17 protein-coding genes are annotated in these 16,660 nt (G+C 43.8%); 6 read left to right on the forward strand and 11 right to left on the reverse strand.

The features are described from left to right. Positions 1-107: 107 nt before the first annotated feature. Entirely contained in the window at positions 108-1,037 is a 930-nt protein-coding gene (locus tag D8797_RS08945; RefSeq protein WP_125380333.1) for a peptidase U32 family protein, read from the reverse strand. A gap of 129 nt (positions 1,038-1,166) precedes the next feature. Between D8797_RS08945 and D8797_RS08950 the strand changes: the two genes are divergently transcribed. After that, positions 1,167-1,454, forward strand: coding sequence for a DUF3270 family protein (locus D8797_RS08950; protein WP_061910092.1), 288 nt, complete (start codon positions 1,167-1,169; stop codon positions 1,452-1,454). Between the two features lie 51 nt (positions 1,455-1,505). On the opposite strand, the gene D8797_RS08955 is transcribed toward D8797_RS08950, so the two are convergent. From D8797_RS08955 to D8797_RS08995, 9 genes are all read right to left on the reverse strand, one after another. Next, positions 1,506-2,348, reverse strand: a complete 843-nt coding sequence (locus D8797_RS08955; RefSeq protein ID WP_125380335.1) for a C39 family peptidase — start codon at positions 2,346-2,348, stop codon at positions 1,506-1,508. A gap of 80 nt (positions 2,349-2,428) precedes the next feature. Continuing rightward, positions 2,429-2,872: a YtxH domain-containing protein gene (locus tag D8797_RS08960; protein WP_061423198.1), complete on the reverse strand. Its 444-nt coding sequence runs from the start codon at positions 2,870-2,872 to the stop codon at positions 2,429-2,431. A 15-nt stretch (positions 2,873-2,887) separates the two neighbouring features. Next, complete coding sequence (locus D8797_RS08965; RefSeq protein ID WP_061910099.1) at positions 2,888-3,283, reverse strand: DUF948 domain-containing protein; 396 nt, start codon at positions 3,281-3,283, stop codon at positions 2,888-2,890. Positions 3,284-3,295: 12 nt separating this feature from the next. Continuing rightward, the gene (gene lgt, locus D8797_RS08970; RefSeq protein ID WP_125380337.1) at positions 3,296-4,075 is read right to left on the reverse strand and encodes a prolipoprotein diacylglyceryl transferase; all 780 of its coding nucleotides are present in this window, start codon (positions 4,073-4,075) and stop codon (positions 3,296-3,298) included. Beyond that, positions 4,068-5,003: an HPr(Ser) kinase/phosphatase gene (gene hprK / locus D8797_RS08975; RefSeq protein ID WP_015605214.1), complete on the reverse strand. Its 936-nt coding sequence runs from the start codon at positions 5,001-5,003 to the stop codon at positions 4,068-4,070. Before hprK ends, lgt begins: the two co-directional genes overlap by 8 nt. 143 nt (positions 5,004-5,146) lie before the next feature. Then, complete coding sequence (locus D8797_RS08980; protein ID WP_125380339.1) at positions 5,147-5,638, reverse strand: NUDIX hydrolase; 492 nt, start codon at positions 5,636-5,638, stop codon at positions 5,147-5,149. 141 nt (positions 5,639-5,779) lie between these two features. Beyond that, on the reverse strand, positions 5,780-6,052 hold the full coding sequence (locus tag D8797_RS08985; RefSeq protein ID WP_015605217.1) for a PspC domain-containing protein: 273 nt from the start codon (positions 6,050-6,052) through the stop codon (positions 5,780-5,782). 93 nt (positions 6,053-6,145) lie between these two features. After that, complete coding sequence (locus D8797_RS08990) at positions 6,146-6,604, reverse strand: SprT family protein (RefSeq protein ID WP_125380341.1); 459 nt, start codon at positions 6,602-6,604, stop codon at positions 6,146-6,148. After that, positions 6,591-8,723: a Tex family protein gene (locus D8797_RS08995; RefSeq protein WP_125380343.1), complete on the reverse strand. Its 2,133-nt coding sequence runs from the start codon at positions 8,721-8,723 to the stop codon at positions 6,591-6,593. The genes D8797_RS08990 and D8797_RS08995 overlap by 14 nt, the downstream gene beginning before the upstream one ends. 171 nt (positions 8,724-8,894) lie before the next feature. Between D8797_RS08995 and D8797_RS09000 the strand changes: the two genes are divergently transcribed. The 5 genes from D8797_RS09000 (at position 8,895) to zwf (ending at position 13,889) form a co-directional block, all read left to right on the forward strand. Further along, positions 8,895-9,032: an SPJ_0845 family protein gene (locus tag D8797_RS09000; protein WP_125380345.1), complete on the forward strand. Its 138-nt coding sequence runs from the start codon at positions 8,895-8,897 to the stop codon at positions 9,030-9,032. Next, entirely contained in the window at positions 9,029-9,934 is a 906-nt protein-coding gene (locus tag D8797_RS09005) for a permease (protein WP_125380347.1), read from the forward strand. Before D8797_RS09000 ends, D8797_RS09005 begins: the two co-directional genes overlap by 4 nt. Next, complete coding sequence (locus D8797_RS09010) at positions 9,931-10,746, forward strand: TIGR03943 family putative permease subunit (protein WP_125380349.1); 816 nt, start codon at positions 9,931-9,933, stop codon at positions 10,744-10,746. Before D8797_RS09005 ends, D8797_RS09010 begins: the two co-directional genes overlap by 4 nt. 193 nt (positions 10,747-10,939) lie before the next feature. Further along, a complete protein-coding gene (locus D8797_RS09015) occupies positions 10,940-12,304 on the forward strand; it encodes an MFS transporter (RefSeq protein ID WP_125380351.1) in 1,365 nt (454 codons plus the stop codon). Between the two features lie 121 nt (positions 12,305-12,425). Beyond that, the gene (zwf, locus tag D8797_RS09020) at positions 12,426-13,889 is read left to right on the forward strand and encodes a glucose-6-phosphate dehydrogenase (RefSeq protein ID WP_125380353.1); all 1,464 of its coding nucleotides are present in this window, start codon (positions 12,426-12,428) and stop codon (positions 13,887-13,889) included. Between the two features lie 68 nt (positions 13,890-13,957). Here the strand turns inward: zwf and mgtA are convergent, their stop codons facing one another. Next, positions 13,958-16,618 (reverse strand): magnesium-translocating P-type ATPase, encoded by a 2,661-nt coding sequence (gene mgtA, locus D8797_RS09025; RefSeq protein ID WP_125380355.1) that lies wholly within the window; start codon positions 16,616-16,618, stop codon positions 13,958-13,960. Between the last annotated feature and the right edge of the window lie 42 nt (positions 16,619-16,660).

Raw genomic sequence — 16,660 nt, forward strand, 5'->3', positions numbered from 1 at the left:
AAAACTCAAAAAGGCGCAGAGTAATCTGTGCCTTTTCTTAAAACGTTTCTGGTGAGCAAATAGTTTTTTTGGTGATGCCCACTTAGATAAAGGCAACAAAATCCTGTCTATTTCACCATGTCTGGGTCGTAATCATAGAATCCTGTATCAAGGAAACGATTCTTCGGATGCAATTTGTGAAGCAGCTCATCTAGCAAGAAAGCTTGGTCATGGCTAAATTCACCTTTTTCAATCAAATCCCTTGCCTGAACAAAGAGCTTGGCAATCTCAACAAAATTCTGACCAGGAGTATAGAGACCTTCCAATTTCCAATGAGTAAAGCCGTGGTCAACCAATTCTGTCAACTTGGTCATCAAGTCCAAGTCATTATTGGCAAAAATGTGAGTCCCATGCTTGTCCTCAAAGATCGAATAATGGCTCTGAGGATCGCTCGGTTCCGCAAGAAAGAGATCCCTCTCTCTTGATTTCGCATCATCGATGTGTGTAAAGTTATAATAATTTTGCAAAAGTGGACGTTTAGAGTGGTGGATAACGCTCGCACCATAAACTAAGACTTCTGCTGGAATCTCAAGAATTTCTGGCATTTTAAAGAGTTCTGCCGATGGAATTTCTCGTGCCAAAACAGCTTCTGACACCCCAGCATTCTTGCCCCAAAAATTAATCTGACGGCTGCTAGTAACCATGGTTGAAGCATCATAAATCGTTTTTAACTTATAACCATCCCGCTGCAAGACGTAGAATACACCTGCATCCCCAACGGTGATATAGTCCACTTCAATCTCCTGAAGAAAATCCAAATAAGGCTTGATCTGGTCCATCATGTCCTGATGCATCAAAGCATTGACGGCAACAGTCATTTCTTTTCCTGCCTGATGAACCATTTGAGAAATACGATTTAATTCGTCATAAGTGAAGTTATGCGGTAAACGAAGACCGTATTTTTCCTCACCAACATAAATACGATCTACTCCTGCTTCCAATAAGGCTTGAACTTGTTCTATACTTTCAGCTGTTGCTGTAATAATTATCTTTTTCATATCATTATTATACCAAAAAAATAGGATTTATGATTTCTTAATTCGATTTTATTCGTTTTGTAACTATCTTGTAACATATCTAATCATAGAAACATGATAGAATGATAAGGTACTACTAGGAGAGAGACAATGGCTGTAAGAGATTTTAAACAATTTGAATCAGCGCCACTGCATGATTCGACAGAACAAACTAAGGAAATATCCTATCAAGAATACCTGCCCCAAGCAGAATCAGCATCACAATTACGTGAGCTATTTTTCTTTATAAATATCGCTTTATTCTGTATTTTGACAGTCTTTTTTAGCTTTATTTTTTTGTCTGCAAAAATGAGCACCTTTCTATCTTTCTCACTTGCTGTAGTCCTGAGTCTCATGGTTATTCAAGGCTATCGCACTGTTCGGAGAAAGAAACATTGATTATCTACGAATTAAATCAAACGAGATCGAAAGATCTCGTTTTTCTTTTCTTTACCAAGCGTAATTTGGTTCCTGACAAGCACGCATAGCTGCCAATAATTCTTCCGGAGTTACCTTTTTCAGCCCTCCATAGTTTGGATCCTGAACGGTGTAGGACGGATCAATGTAATAAACTGCAAGGACATCACTGCCGTCTGCTGATAATTCATAGCCCGTACCCACAACATTGTGTTCACCCTTATGGCCTGGGTAGATGGAGGCATTATCAATCGTATAATATAGCGGATAGCCATCATCAATATTCTTGCGCAGGCGCCCTTTAAAAAGACGCATATCTTCAGAATTCGGGGCGCTACTAGTCACTGTAGCAAGATGGTAGCCCGCTTGGCCTGCCGGCACTTCCGCATAACCAAATAAATATTGATTTAAAACACGGATTGCATTGACATTATGGGTGCCGAAAGTCTCATCGGTCTCCATCGCTCGTGCCAATTCTTCCTGACTAGCCTGAACGCCCCTGTAAGCTAGAATCATACTGACAGAGGTCGGTGCGCAAGTATTCCAAGCTCGCTGGATCTGCATGGGAACTTCCAGGCGTTTTCTGATTGGAGAAGGCGCTTCTTTGCTAGAAGCCTGCGTCTCCTCCTCTCTGACCTTTTCACTGGTCTGACTAGAGCTTTCTGACTCCGTAGAAGTCGAACTCTGACTAGGGCCAGATTGATTTGCACTAGATTGACTACTGCTAGCTGTTTTCGAGCGGGCTTGACTTGTGCTCGAAGCCTTAGAAGAAGAGTCAGAATTTCTAGACTGAGGAGACTCTGAAGCTTTCTGCCGAGAACAAGCTAGTAAGCAGCAGCCTAAACCAAGCAAGGCAAGTACTTTTAAATTTTTCATAGCAACACCCCCTTTTATTTATATGATAACGCTTTCTTCTTTGAAAATCAAGATAGGCTAGCAAATGCTAGCCTAATTTTTTATTTTTCAAGTTCTTCTGTTTCTAAATCAATGATGATTTCTTCTGAAGGGGCTTTTTCTCCTTCTTCCACCACGATATCAGAAATTTCTTCTTCAAGAATTTCCTCTTCTTTTTCAAACTTTTCTTTGATTTCTTGGAATTTATCCTGCGAATAGTCTACTACTGACTTGGTCGTATCCTTTACAGACTCCAATACTGTTTCAGCAGTAATTTCGCCATTTTCAACCTTTTCCTTGGTTTGGTTGATGGCCTTGACAGCCTGATCTGAAAAGTCCTTTACTGATTGGACAACGGCTTCGTGAGTCTTGTCTGGATCTTCACGATAGTCGACGACAAAGTCTTGAACTTTTTCAGTGATTTCTTTACCTTTTTTGCTGGTTAGAAAGTACGCTGCAGCTGCTCCAGACACAGCACCTAATAAAAGTGATGAAATTTTTCCCATAGTAAACCTACTTTCTTATTTTTTGAATAATTTTGTAAACAAACGAAGGGCAGTCAAGCCTGCTGTTGTTTTGGCTGTCGTGCTTCCTGCTGCGACTGCTTTCTTTCCTAAAACACGCGCCTGATCATTTAAATCAGAGACTGATTCGGATAGGTCTGCCACCGCATTGAAAAGCGGATCAATCGTTGCTACTTTGTGGTTGATATCATCTGTCAACACATTGACTTTGGCAATCAAATCATTGGTTTGATGTAGGGTGACATTGACATCAGAAGTCAACACTTTGATCGTATTTTCTGTCTCATCCAGCATTTTTGCAGCCTTATCACCGAGAGTTTTGACAGTGAGGGTCATGTAGATTAGAAAGACAATCAAAGCGACAGCAACTAAAGTATAAGCAATTTCAAGCATAATATTCTCCTCTCATTCTTGATAATAGGGGGCTTGTTTTTTTCTTTGGTAAATCATAATGCCGATGCCTAGTAAAATAAAGGCTGCAGACAGCCACTGGGATACACGAACACCCAAGAACATGAGACTATCGGTCCGCATACCCTCGATAATCATCCGGCCAAAGCCGTACCAAATCAGGTAAAAGGCTGCCAATTCTCCCTGACGGAAGAATTTAGGGCGGCGTCGTAAAATCAGCAGTAGGGCAAAGCCAAGTAAATTCCAAAGGGATTCGTATAAGAAAGTTGGCTGGCGATAAGCACCATCTATGTACATATTGTTGCGGATGAAGGACGGTAGATAATTAAGATTTTTGACCACCGCTCCATAGGCTTCTTGGTTAAAGAAATTGCCCCAACGGCCGATACTCTGAGCGATCAAGACGCTAGGTGCTGCAATATCCAAGAAATCAACAGGATTGATCAGCCTTCTTTGTGAAAAGAAATAGAGGACAAGGGCACCAGTGATCAAACCGCCGTAAATGGCTAAACCACCATTCCAAATCTGAAAAATCTCAATCAGAGAGTGCTTGCCATAATAAGACCATTCAAAAATTACATAGTAAAGCCGCGCTCCAAGGATGGCCAAGGGAAAGGCAATCAGAATGAAATCAAGAATATCATCTGGAATCATTCTTTTGCGTGGTGCTTCCTTCATGGCTAAATAGACGGCTAAAATCAAGCCGGTGACAATGCAGATCGCATACCAACGAATACTAAAGGGACCGACTGAAAAAGCTACTGGATCAAGCATCTTTCACCTCATTCTGACTAATCAGATTAGTCAGTCGTTCTTCAAAAATCTTGGTGGCATCAAATCCCATTTCCTTAGCCCGATAGTTCATGGCTGCGGCTTCAATCACTACAGAGATATTGCGTCCTGTCTTAACTGGGATGCGAATCCGAGGAATTCTGACACCAGAAACTTCCAGTTCTTCTGCATTATTGCCCAGACGGTCAAAGGTCTTATTGGTATCATAATTTTCCAAATAGACGGCAATCTGTACCTGTGAAGAATCCTTGACCGCACTGGCTCCGTAAAGGCTCATCACATCAATAATGCCGACACCGCGAATTTCTAAGAGATGGCGAAGAATCTCAGCAGGCTCTCCCCAGAGAGTCATTTCATCCTTGGCAAAGATATCGACCCGGTCATCCGCCACTAAACGATGGCCCCGCTTGACTAACTCAAGACCAGTTTCACTTTTACCGATACCACTGTCCCCTTGAATCAGCACGCCCATCCCGTAGATGTCCATCAATACGCCATGGACACTGGTTCTGACCGCCAAACGCGAGTCAAGGAAACTAGAAATTTCCCCTGATAGACGGCTGGTTGATGTGCGACTGGTAAGAATCGCGATTTGCTTTTCTTCGGCTGCTCGCCGCATTTCTTCAGGAATCTCCAAATTGCGCGCCACAATGACAACTGGCGTTTCTGGCTGAAACATTTTCAGAAGGACTTGATGACGGTTGTGGGACGTCATCTTCATCAGATAAGACCACTCCTTCATCCCAATCAGCTGAATCCGTTCTGGTGTGTAGTAGTCAAAATAGCCGGTCATTTCAAGGCCCGGCCGCGAAATATCCGATGTCGAAATCTCCTTTTCTAAGAGGTCATCACTGCCGTAAACGATGCGTAAACGGACTTTTTCAATCAAATCTTTGACCTTTACAGACATTCCCTGCTCCCTTCAAATTTATCTTTCTCTATTATAGCAAATTTTTACCCTAAAAGAGTTTTTAAGATTGGAAATTAAGCAGGATTTTTCCCTATATGCTTGTAAAAACATCTCCCAACCAGCAAAAAGGCCAGTCAAAATAACTAGCCAATCCATTTTTTGAGAATTCTTTTTTGATTTTGAAAACAAGGATGGCTCTCGATAAAGACTGGTATTTTATTTAGAGGTAGCCAGAGATGGGCATCGGTTTCGCCTGCCTGATAGCGAACTTGGCTCTTGTCCCCAGACACCACTGCTTCATAGAAGTCAAAATGGCACTGGTCTTCGACAGAGCACACCTGCTCCAACAGTCTGATACTGTCGGGAACCAGGCCTGTTTCTTCTTCCAATTCCCGCAAGGCGGCTGTCTGACTATCCTCTCCTGCCAATACACTGCCTCCTGCTCCAAACTCGTAGTAGCCAGGATAGAGACTTTTATTTGCTGACCGCCGCATAAAGAGAATATCACCATCCTGATGGCGAACCAAGACATTGACACAGAGATGAAACTGCCCTTCAGGAATTTTTTCTCCTCGAACTAGGAGATGCAGGAGCTGATTTCGATTCGAGTCATAGGCATTCCAAACCTCTGTCATATTTCCTCCTTGGATAAAGTCATTCATCTTTCGGTAGCAGTTTCCAGATTCAGCCAGCTACACTTCCCTAGATTCTCTCTTTTCGTCTCTTCCACATCTAGCAAAAATTCGGGCATACTCCCGAATTTTATATTTGTTACTTTACCAAAACCAACCGTCATTGTCATTGATTGGCTCGGCATCTTTCATTTTACGAGGGCCGGTCCCATACATTTCCGCTTCCACATCTTCCTTGTAAGGCATCACGACAGCCAGCAAAATATAAATCAAAATTCCTAAGCCAAAATTGAAAACTGTAAAGATGATGAATAAAAAGCGTAACAAGCCAAGATCAAAGTTAAATTTATCGGCCAGTCCCGACAAAACCCCAGAAATTACTCGGTTTCTTCTTAATTTATAAAACTTAGTTTTCATGATGATGACCTCAACTCTCATTCTTTATTTCATTTTACCATAGTGGTAGGACAAAAAAATCAGCCCCAAGGCTGATTCTGCAACTATTCGTTTTTAGTTCGCTGAGTCTCTGTTCGTTTTCTCTTGTAGGAAGGATAGTTTTCCTCTACAACGACCGCAACGATATTTTTGAAGATTGACTCTGCGTCTGCGGCGGATAAGTGCTCCGCAGCTCAAGCATTCATAAATGAGAAAGGTTTGCGAGTTTGACAAGGATGGAGCGTAGCGGAGACCGTCAACTTGCTTAAGGAGGTCTTTAAAATCTCTATCTCCATGGCGGTAACCTTTGCCCTGATAATAGAGATGATAGTGGACTAGCTCATGACGGACAATTTTTCGAAAAGTTTTAAGCCCAAAAGTTTCATAGATTTTCGGATTGAAATCCAGATGACCATCTTTTGGAAAGAAGCGTCCTCCAGTCGTGCGGAGACGCTTGTTCCAATAAGCTTGGTGGTGAAATTCCCAGCCAAAATCTTCCAGCGAAACCTGCTTAACATAGTTAGTTAGGTTCATTTGGCGCTATCAGAGAGAGATTGACCTTCTCCCGCTCCACATCTAGCTTATCCACCCAGACAGTAACTAAATCGCCAACAGACAGGACTTGACTTGGATGCTTGATAAAGTTTTTACTGATTTTAGAAATATGGATAAGTCCGTCTTCGTGGATACCGATATCCACAAAGGCTCCGAAATCGACGACATTGCGGACGACACCTTCCAGCTTTTGACCGATGCGTAGGTCCTTGATATCCAAGACATCCTGCCGCAGAACTGGCGCGTCAAAGGAATCACGCAAATCCCGGCCAGGCTTGAGCAAATCCGCAATAATGTCTTTGAGGGTTTCTTCTCCCAAGCCTAGCTCTGCAGCCAAACTAGCAATCTGAACAGCCTTTAACTTGGCTTGGGCTGCTTCATCCAAACTGCTGATTCCCAGACGCTTAAAGAGTTCTTCCACTGCCTTATAGGACTCTGGGTGAACTCCTGTATTGTCTAGCAGGTTATCACTTTCAGGAATACGCAAAAAGCCAGCTGCCTGTTCAAAGGCTTTTGCGCCCAGACGTGGTACTTTCTTGATGGCCTCACGAGACCGAATCAAGCCTTCTGTTTCCCGATACTTGACGATATTTTCTGAGATCGTTTTATTAAGACCAGCTACATGGGCCAGCAGGGCAGGACTGGCAGTGTTGATATTGACTCCGACTTGGTTAACCACGGTATCAACGACAAAGTCAAGACTTTCAGACAGCTTTTTCTGGCTAACATCATGCTGGTACTGGCCAACCCCGATGGACTTAGGATCAATCTTGACCAGCTCAGCCAAAGGATCTTGCAGACGGCGGGCAATGGAAATAGCTGAGCGCTTTTCAACAGTCAAATCTGGAAACTCATGACGAGCCAGTTCACTAGCTGAGTAGACAGACGCCCCGCTCTCATTGACGATAACATAGCTGACATTTGGATGAGATTTCAAAACTTCTGCTACAAAGGCTTCGCTTTCTCGGCTGGCAGTTCCGTTTCCGATGGCAATGATTTCCACGCCAAACTGCTCAATCAGCTCTGACAACTCCTTCTTAGAAGCTTCAATCTGAGCTGGCTTTGCTGGCGCTACTGGATAGATGACATGAGTCGTCAGCATTTTTCCTGTCGCATCAACAACAGCTAGCTTGGCTCCTGTTCGAAAGGCTGGGTCAAAGCCCAGTACTACGCGACCTTTGAGAGGAGCAATCAGAAGGAGATGGCGGAGATTATCTGAGAATAGCTGAATCGCTCCATCCTCAGCAGTCTCAGTCAGCTCGGTCCGAATACGGCGCTCCATGGCTGGAATGATTTTCTTTTTAACTGCTTGCTGAACAGCTTCGATAATATAGGCATTTTTCACCTTGAAACGAACTTCAAAGAAGCGCAGGATTTTCTCAAGATTGTGCTCAAAACCAACCTTGAGAATACCTAGCTTCTCGCCACGGTTAAGAGCCAGGGTCCGGTATCCTTGCATGGTCGCTACTTTTTCGGAAAAATCATAATAAATCTGGAAGACTTGCTTTTCATCCAAATCACCGTCTTTGAGACTGGATACGATAGAAGAATTGGTCTGCATCTCGTGGTAGGTCCAAGCCCGCAGCTTGGTATCTTCGGAAATCGCCTCAGTTAGAATATCCACCGCTCCAGCAAGAGCAGCTTCCGCTGTCGGAAAGGCTTCACTAGTCAGTTTTTCAGCTTCTTCCTGCAAATTAAGCGCATCCTGAAGGATTAAGCGGGCCAAAGGAAAGAGACCTGCTTCACGCGCAATAGTAGCCTTGGTACGGCGCTTCTCCTTGTAGGGCAGATAAAGTTCTTCCACATCAGCCAGCTTTTCAGCAGCCTCAATCTCAGAGCGAAGAGCATCCGTTAGTTTGCCCTGCTCCTCAATCTTAGACAAGACCGTTGCTTTGCGCTCTGCTAAAGCAGTCATACTCTTATCTAAATCAATGATTGCCTTAATCTCGACCTCGTCTAGATTTCCCGTCATTTCCTTACGGTAACGAGCAATAAAAGGAATCGTATTTCCCTCAGCAGTCAGATCTAGGACCTGTGATACTTGGCTTTCTTTAAGGCCCAATTTCTGGGCAATTTTTTGAATATTTATATTTTCCATAACGCTTCTATTATATCATAATATCAAGCTGAAAAATCTATAAAGACTAGTTTAATCCATCTTTTTCTTGCTAGGATGAGTCCGCTCTCTCTGATCCATCATGGCTGAAAATATCATTTTTTTTCGTTTGGTAGTATAATAGAATTATTATTTTAGAAATGAGGTGGCCCTATGGCTGTGAAATTTACCAAAACAGACGATTTAGACAAGATGTTCGAGGAGTTTGCGACCCTGCCAAAGCTTGAAAAAGTAGAATTTCCAGATGACAAAAAGAAAAAAGAAGCGCAAGAAAAGGCTAGAAAAGCATGAGTTTCTTTTCTAACCTTCCTTCCAGCGTCTTACAGGCTGGCGCTATCTTTCTCTCCATCATCATTGAGGCCCTGCCTTTTGTCTTGATTGGGAGTATTATTTCTGGCTTTATCGAGGTGTATGTCACGCCAGACAAGGTTTATCGTTTCCTGCCCAAGAACAAATGGGCTCGGATTTTCTTTGGAAGCTTGATCGGTATAGTCTTTCCTTCCTGCGAGTGCGGAATTGTTCCCATTATAAACCGCTTCTTGGAAAAGAAAGTTCCAAGTTACACAGCTGTGCCTTTTCTGGTGACAGCTCCAGTCATCAACCCCATCGTGCTCTTTGCGACCTACTCAGCCTTTGGTAATTCCTTCCGAATGGCTCTGCTTCGTGCTTTAGGTTCTATGGTCGTAGCTATTCTTTTAGGGATTTTTCTAGGCTTCTTTGCAGACAGTAATATCCAAAAAGAAAATCGCAAGGCTGTTCATGAGCATGACTTTTCACATCTCAGCAAAGGACAAAAGGTTTTTCAGGTCTTTGTGCAGGCCATTGACGAATTTTTCGATACAGGCCGCTATTTGGTCTTTGGCTGTCTCTTTGCCAGCCTGGTACAAGTCTATGTGCCAACCAGAATCCTGACTTCTATCAGCTCGACACCAGCTGTTGCCATTCTCCTGCTCATGCTGCTGTCCTTCCTGCTCTCACTTTGCAGCGAAGCTGATGCTTTCATCGGGAGCTCCTTGATTGCTAGTTTCGGCTTATCGCCAGTCTTAGCTTTCTTGGTCATTGGGCCTATGCTAGATGTCAAGAATCTGCTGATGATGAAAAACTACTTTAAGACACGCTTTATCTGGCAATTTATCAGCCTGGTTACCGTCGTCGTCTTTCTTTACTCTTGGCTTGTGGGGGTAGTGCTATGATTCGATTTCTAATCTTAGTCGGCTACTTTGAGATCACCATGTATCTACAGCTGACGGGCAAGCTAAACCAATATATCAATCTCCACTATTCCTATCTGGCCTACTTGTCTATGATTCTGTCCTTTATCTTGGCAGTCGTGCAGCTTATCATCTGGATGAAGAAGATGGAGGTCCACAGTCATTTAAGTACTCGCTGGGCCAAGTTAGGCAGCATCCTGCTCCTCATCATTCCGCTCTTTGTGGGAATTTTCTTTCCAACCGTAACCTTGGATTCGACAACAGTTTCGGCCAAAGGATTTCATTTCCCGCTGGCTGAGGGAAACTCTGCAGCCGTCCAGCAGGACGAAGGCACAACCAGCCAATACCTGAAGCCAGACACTAGCACCTACTTTACTAAAGGGGCTTATGAAAAAGAAATGCGGGCAGCTGCCAAGAAGTATATCAAGCAAGATACCATTCAGGTCACCACTGAGAACTACATGGAGGTCATGGAGGTCATCTATGACTATCCCGACGAGTTTGTGGGCAAAACGCTGGAGTTCACTGGATTTGTCTACAATGACCCTAGCGACCAGAAGAGCCAATTTCTCTTTCGCTTTGGTATTATCCATTGTATCGCCGACTCAGGTGTCTATGGCCTCTTGACGACTGGAAATACCCAGCGTTTCGAGAATAATACCTGGATTCATGCCAAGGGGAAACTTGCCATGCACTACCATAAAAGTCTGGGGCAAAGCCTACCAACTTTAGAAGTTGAGAGCTTTGATAAGGTGGAAAAACCGGACAATCCTTACGTTTATCGAGTCTTTTAAATCCAAACACCTATGAAAGTCCATTTTCATGGGTGTTTCTTTTATATGCCATTCTCTACCCTTTACTCAGTTGCTCTGACCGACTTTTCTAAATTAGAAGAGACTTGATGAAGCTCGCTCTTTAATTTTCTCTCTCTTATCTTGAAAAATCATGCTACAATAATACTATCTCATTTGAAAAGGAGTTCTTTTTATGAAGCAAGAAAAAGTAAGTAAGCGAGATTTGCTTTCTATTCTAGCTGTAGCCTTAATCACCTTTGCTGGAATTCTTTCAGAGACCAGTATGAATGTGACCTTTCCCCACCTGAGTCAGGTCTTTGGCCTGAGCCTAGGGGTACTACAATGGATTACCACTGGCTATCTACTGGCTGCCGCTATCACCATAACTTTAGGCGCAACTCTGGCCCACAACTGGACGGAGCGTCGTATCCTCTTTACCTCGCTTTCCATCTTTACCCTTGGGAATCTGCTTTCTATGATTGCCCCAGACTTTACTTTCCTTATGCTGGGGCGGATCCTTCAGGGCGGAGCGACTGGGATTGCCATTCCACTTATGTTTAATCTCATCGTGGAGCGGGTCCCTCGGCAGAAAATCGGATTTTATATGGGGCTGAGTGGTCTAGTTATCAGTCTGGCACCAGCCATCGGACCGACCTACGGAGGCTTCATGATTGGCTCCTTCGACTGGCACATGATCTACAGCTTTATCATGCCAGTTCCCATCCTCTCTTTTTTACTGGCTTATGTTAACTTGGAAAATTCGGCAGGAAAAAGCAAGCGGCCCTTTGATGTGCTAGGCTTTCTCTCGCTCGCAACGGCTCTTTCCTTTTCTCTGATGACCATTTCCAGTTTGGAAGGTGGCGATAGTGTCAATTGGCTCTATCTAGCTATTTTTCTCCTTTCCTTTTCCTTTTTTATCTGGCGGAGTCTGACAGTTCAAGATCCGTTTCTGGACATCCGTATCCTGAAAGAACCAACGATTTTCTTTGGAATTCTGCCCTTTTTAATCTTCCAATTCTCCAACCTATCCAGCAACTTTCTCATTCCCAACTTTCTCGTACTGGTCAAGAATGTCTCTACTGCCCAAGCTGGATTTTCCCTGCTTCCCGGAACTATGATCGGGGCTTTCATGTCGCCTTTTCTGGGAAAATTGTACGATAGCAAAGGCCCTAGATTGTCTCTGCTAGGCGGCAATAGCCTAGTCTTTCTGGTCATGATTGTCTTTAGCTTCTTTACAAGCTGGCTCAATCTGCCTTTAATCTTAGGATTTTATATCCTCTTTACTCTGGGACGCAACATGGCCTTCAACAATACTATGGCTTTATCGGCTTCTCAAGTCAGTAAAGATAAAACGGCGGATGTGACTGCCCTCTTTCAACTAGCGCAAACCTTTGCTGGTGCCTTGGGAACGGCAATCGCAGCCGTCCTGCTCAATCAAGCACCCGATACGACAAGCGGTGCCCACAATGTCTTTAGCCTACTTCTCCTTCTCGCAATAGGCAACTTTATTTTCTACTATTTCCTATTTCGAGCAATTCATCAGAAGAAAGAAGCCTAAATTTCTATCCCGACTTCTCCTCGGGATATTTTCTTTGGCCAGATCCAGATTTTTCAAATACAATTTTTCTGAAAATTGTGATAAAATAGAGACAATCACATTTAGATAGGTAATAAGTATCATGTCTTCAAAAGTTATTATTACAATTTTTGGTGCCAGCGGAGACTTGGCTCAAAGAAAGCTTTATCCTTCCCTCTTTCGACTTTATAAATCTGGCAATCTTTCGCAACATTTTGCCGTAATTGGAACTGCCCGCAGACCCTGGAGCAAGGAATATTTCGAGTCAGTCGTTGTCGAATCAATCTCAGACCTAGCCGACAGTGCAGAGCAGGCTCAAGAGTTCGCCAGCCACTTTTATTATCAAAGCCATGACGTGCAAGATACCGAGCATTATATCGAATTGCGCAAGTTGCAAAACAAGCTTAACGAGCAATACCAGGCAGAAAATAATAAACTCTTCTTCCTTTCTATGGCGCCACAATTTTTCGGAACCATTGCTAAGCATCTCAAGTCTGAGCAAATCGTTGATGGAAAGGGATTTGAACGCCTGATTGTCGAAAAACCCTTTGGGATAGATTTGGCAACTGCCAGCAAACTTAACGAAGATCTACTGGCAACCTTTGACGAGGAACAGATTTTCCGTATCGACCACTATCTGGGCAAGGAAATGATTCAAAAGATTTTTGCCATCCGCTTTGCTAATCTGCTGTTTGAAAATATCTGGAACCGCCAATACATTGATAATGTACAGATTACCTTTGCTGAAAAGTTGGGCGTTGAAGAACGCGGTGGCTACTATGATCAATCCGGTGCCCTCCGTGATATGGTGCAAAACCACACCTTGCAGCTCCTCTCCTTATTGGCCATGGATAAGCCAAAAAGCTTTACCAAAGACGATATCCGAGCAGAAAAGGCCAAGGTATTTGAGCGCCTCGTTCAGCCAAGCGAAGAAGATTTGAAACGTTTCTTCATTCGCGGCCAGTACAAGTCTGGCAAAATCAACGGTCGAAAATATATTTCTTACCGTAGCGAACCAAATGTCAATCCTGAGTCTACTACTGAGACCTTTGCCTCTGGTGCTTTCTTCATTGATAGCGACCGCTTCCGTGACGTTCCCTTCTTCTTCCGAACAGGGAAGCGCCTCACCAAAAAAGGAACCCATGCCAATATCGTCTTCAAGCAAATGGACTCCATCTTTGGTGAGCCTCTCAAACCAAATGTCCTAACCATCTATATCCAGCCAACTGAGGGGATTTCACTCAGCCTCAATGGCAAGGAAGTTGGAGAACTCTTTAATCTAGCTCCTATCTCATTGGATTATCGGACAGATGCCACAGCTTCAGGAGCTTCTCCAGACCCTTATGAAAAATTAATTTTTGATGTCCTTAATAACGACTCAACTAATTTCAGTCATTGGGACGAAGTAAAAGCCAGCTGGGAGCTCATCGATCGCATCGAAGAACTCTGGAGCCAAAATCAAGTACCACTCCATGAATATCCTGTCGGATCTATGGGACCAGAAGCCTCCTTCGAGTTACTCGCCCAATTTGGAGCAAACTGGCAATGGCAACCTGATAAAGAATAATGCATGCAAAAAAGATTGGAAAATTTTCCAATCTTTTTTTAACTCTTAAAACTCTGCTAGCCCTTCTATTACAGCCATTCCTTGTAACGCTTGATATAAAGGCCTTTCACAAGGGTTACGCTAACCATATAAAGCACGATAATCAAGAAAAGGCAAAGGAAATAGGTGACATTCAGCGGAGCTGTCTTCAGAACTGACGCAAAGAGGCTATATGGCAAGGAAGTAACAAAGAGCGCAGCCGCCATGGTCGTCACAATGACGGAAAGAGCAGGACGGCTTTGCACAAAAGGCAGCTTAGGCGAGCGTAGCATGTAGATGACCATGGTCTGGGTCCACATAGACTCAATAAACCAGCCTGTTTGGAAAAGAGTGATAAAGGTCACTGCCTGTTCAGTACCAGCTTGATAGCTGCCTCCTGTGATCATAGGCACGATGATAAAGTAAAGCACCAGATAAGTCAAAACATCAAAAACAGATGAGATTGGCCCGATCCAAGCCATAAAACGGGTAATGGAGCTAGCTGACCAAATATGAGGCTTCTTAAGAAATTCACTATCTACATTATCAAAGGGCAGAGCGATACAAGACAAATCATAAACTAGATTGAGGACAATCAGATGAACTGGTGCCATAGGCAGAAATGGCAAAAAGATACTGGCAAAAAGAAGAGAAAAGATATTCCCAAAGTTGGAACTGACCGTCATCTTGATATACTTGGTCATGTTGGCATAGACCTTGCGACCTTCTACCAGCCCTTTCTCCAGAACCATGAGATCCTTGTCCAGCAAAATGACATCTGCTGTTTCCTTAGCTATATCGACTGCCGTATCAACAGAAATACCAACATCTGCTACCTTCATAGAAGGCGCATCATTGATGCCATCACCCATGTAGCCAACCTTGTGGCCATTGGCTTTGAGCTGGAGGATGATCCGAGCTTTTTGGTCAGGTGAGAGCTTGGCAAAGACTGTCGTGTTCTCCACTGCCTGACTCAATTCCTCATTAGATAGAGCATCTACCTCTACACCTAGCAAGATATTGTCTACATCTAAGCCAACTTTTTCACAGACTGCTTGGGTTACCTTATCATTATCACCCGTCAAAATCTTAGTGGCAACACCGTATTCAGCCAAAGTTTCAATAGCTGGAGCTGCGGATGACTTAGGTGGATCTAGAAAGGCCAGATAGCCCGTCAAAATCATATCGGACTCATCCTTTACTTCATACTCATAATCTTCTTCTAGGTCTGACTTGTAGCTAACACCAAGCACGCGCAGCCCCTGCTCATTGAGTTGAGCCACTTCCGCAAGGATTTCCTGACGAATCTCCTCAGTCAGTTCTGTAATGCGATTTTTGTATTCTACATAGCTAGAGATGGCCAGCATTTCCTCCAAGGCCCCCTTGGTTACCATGCTGATGACATCCTCATCATCCTTGACGATGACACTCATGCGGCGGCGTTCAAAGTCAAAGGGCAGCTCATCAATTTTCTTAAAGGTTTGGTCTAAATCACGAACAATCTCATGCTTTTCCGCTTCTTTCTCCGTCCGATTGATAATAGCCCGATCCATGAGATTTTTAAGGCCCGTTTGATAATAGGAATTGAGAAAAGCACGACGGAGCACTGCCAAGTCCAAATCACCATGAATATCCAGCGGGTATTCCAATACAATCTCGTCTTGAGTCAGTGTGCCCGTCTTATCCGTACAAAGGATATCAATAGCTCCTAGGTCCTGAATAGCGTTCAGCTTCTTAATCACGACCTTTTCCTGAGCCATAATAATGGAACCTTTAGCCAAGCTCGCTGTGATAATCATAGGCAGCATTTCTGGGGTCAGGCCGACCCCAACACTGAGGGCAAAGACACCTGCTTCCAGCCAGTCGCCGTCTGTCAGACCGTTGATGAAGAACACGACCGGAACCATGACCAGCATCAGACGAATCAAGAGCCAGGAAATACTATTCATCTCGCGCTCAAAAGAGGTCGGCTCATCATAGGTATTAAGCGTCTGCTCAATGGCTCCCATCATGGTCTCATCGCCAACCACCAGCACCAGAGCTGTAGCTCTTCCGGAAATAACATTGGTTCCCATAAAGGCCAGCGACTCTGTTTCTAAAAGGCTATCGAGATTTTGCCCATCCGCCTTGGTCAAACAGATCTTTTCTACTGCATCACTTTCCCCTGTCAGGCCGGACTGCTGAACAAAGAAATCACGCGAGTCCAGCAGCAGCACATCTGCAGGAATCATGTCTCCAGCACTGAGCTTGATGATATCTCCTACAACAAGCTCATCAATGGGCAGTTCCTGCTCTACTCCTTCTCGAATGACTGTAGCTGTGTTGACAATCAGCCGAGACAGATTGCTAGCAGCGCGGTCGCTCCGCAGTTCCTGAATAAAACGAATGCCACCGGAAATCAGCACCAGAACAACAATGATGATGGAAGTCGTCGGATCTTCCTCACCAGGCTTAGCCAGCCAGACATTAGTAACTAAAGACACGAGGGCAATCACCAATAAGATGACTGTAAAGGGGTTAATGATGGACTCGTAAATTTTCTTGAAAATAGAGTCTTCCTGACCCTTTGTGATGATATTTTCACCATAGAGATCACGATTTTCTTCGACCTGCTCTTCTGTCAGGCCCCGAAAGGAACTCTTGTAAAATGCCAGGGTTTCTTTTATAGGAAACTGCAGAGCAGCAACTAATCTTTCTTTTACTGTTTTCATTGGTTTCTCCTTTATGTATGATTGATAATTTTCATACACAGG

This window comes from Streptococcus cristatus, from assembly GCF_003944225.1.
Taxonomy (GTDB): domain Bacteria; phylum Bacillota; class Bacilli; order Lactobacillales; family Streptococcaceae; genus Streptococcus; species Streptococcus cristatus_K.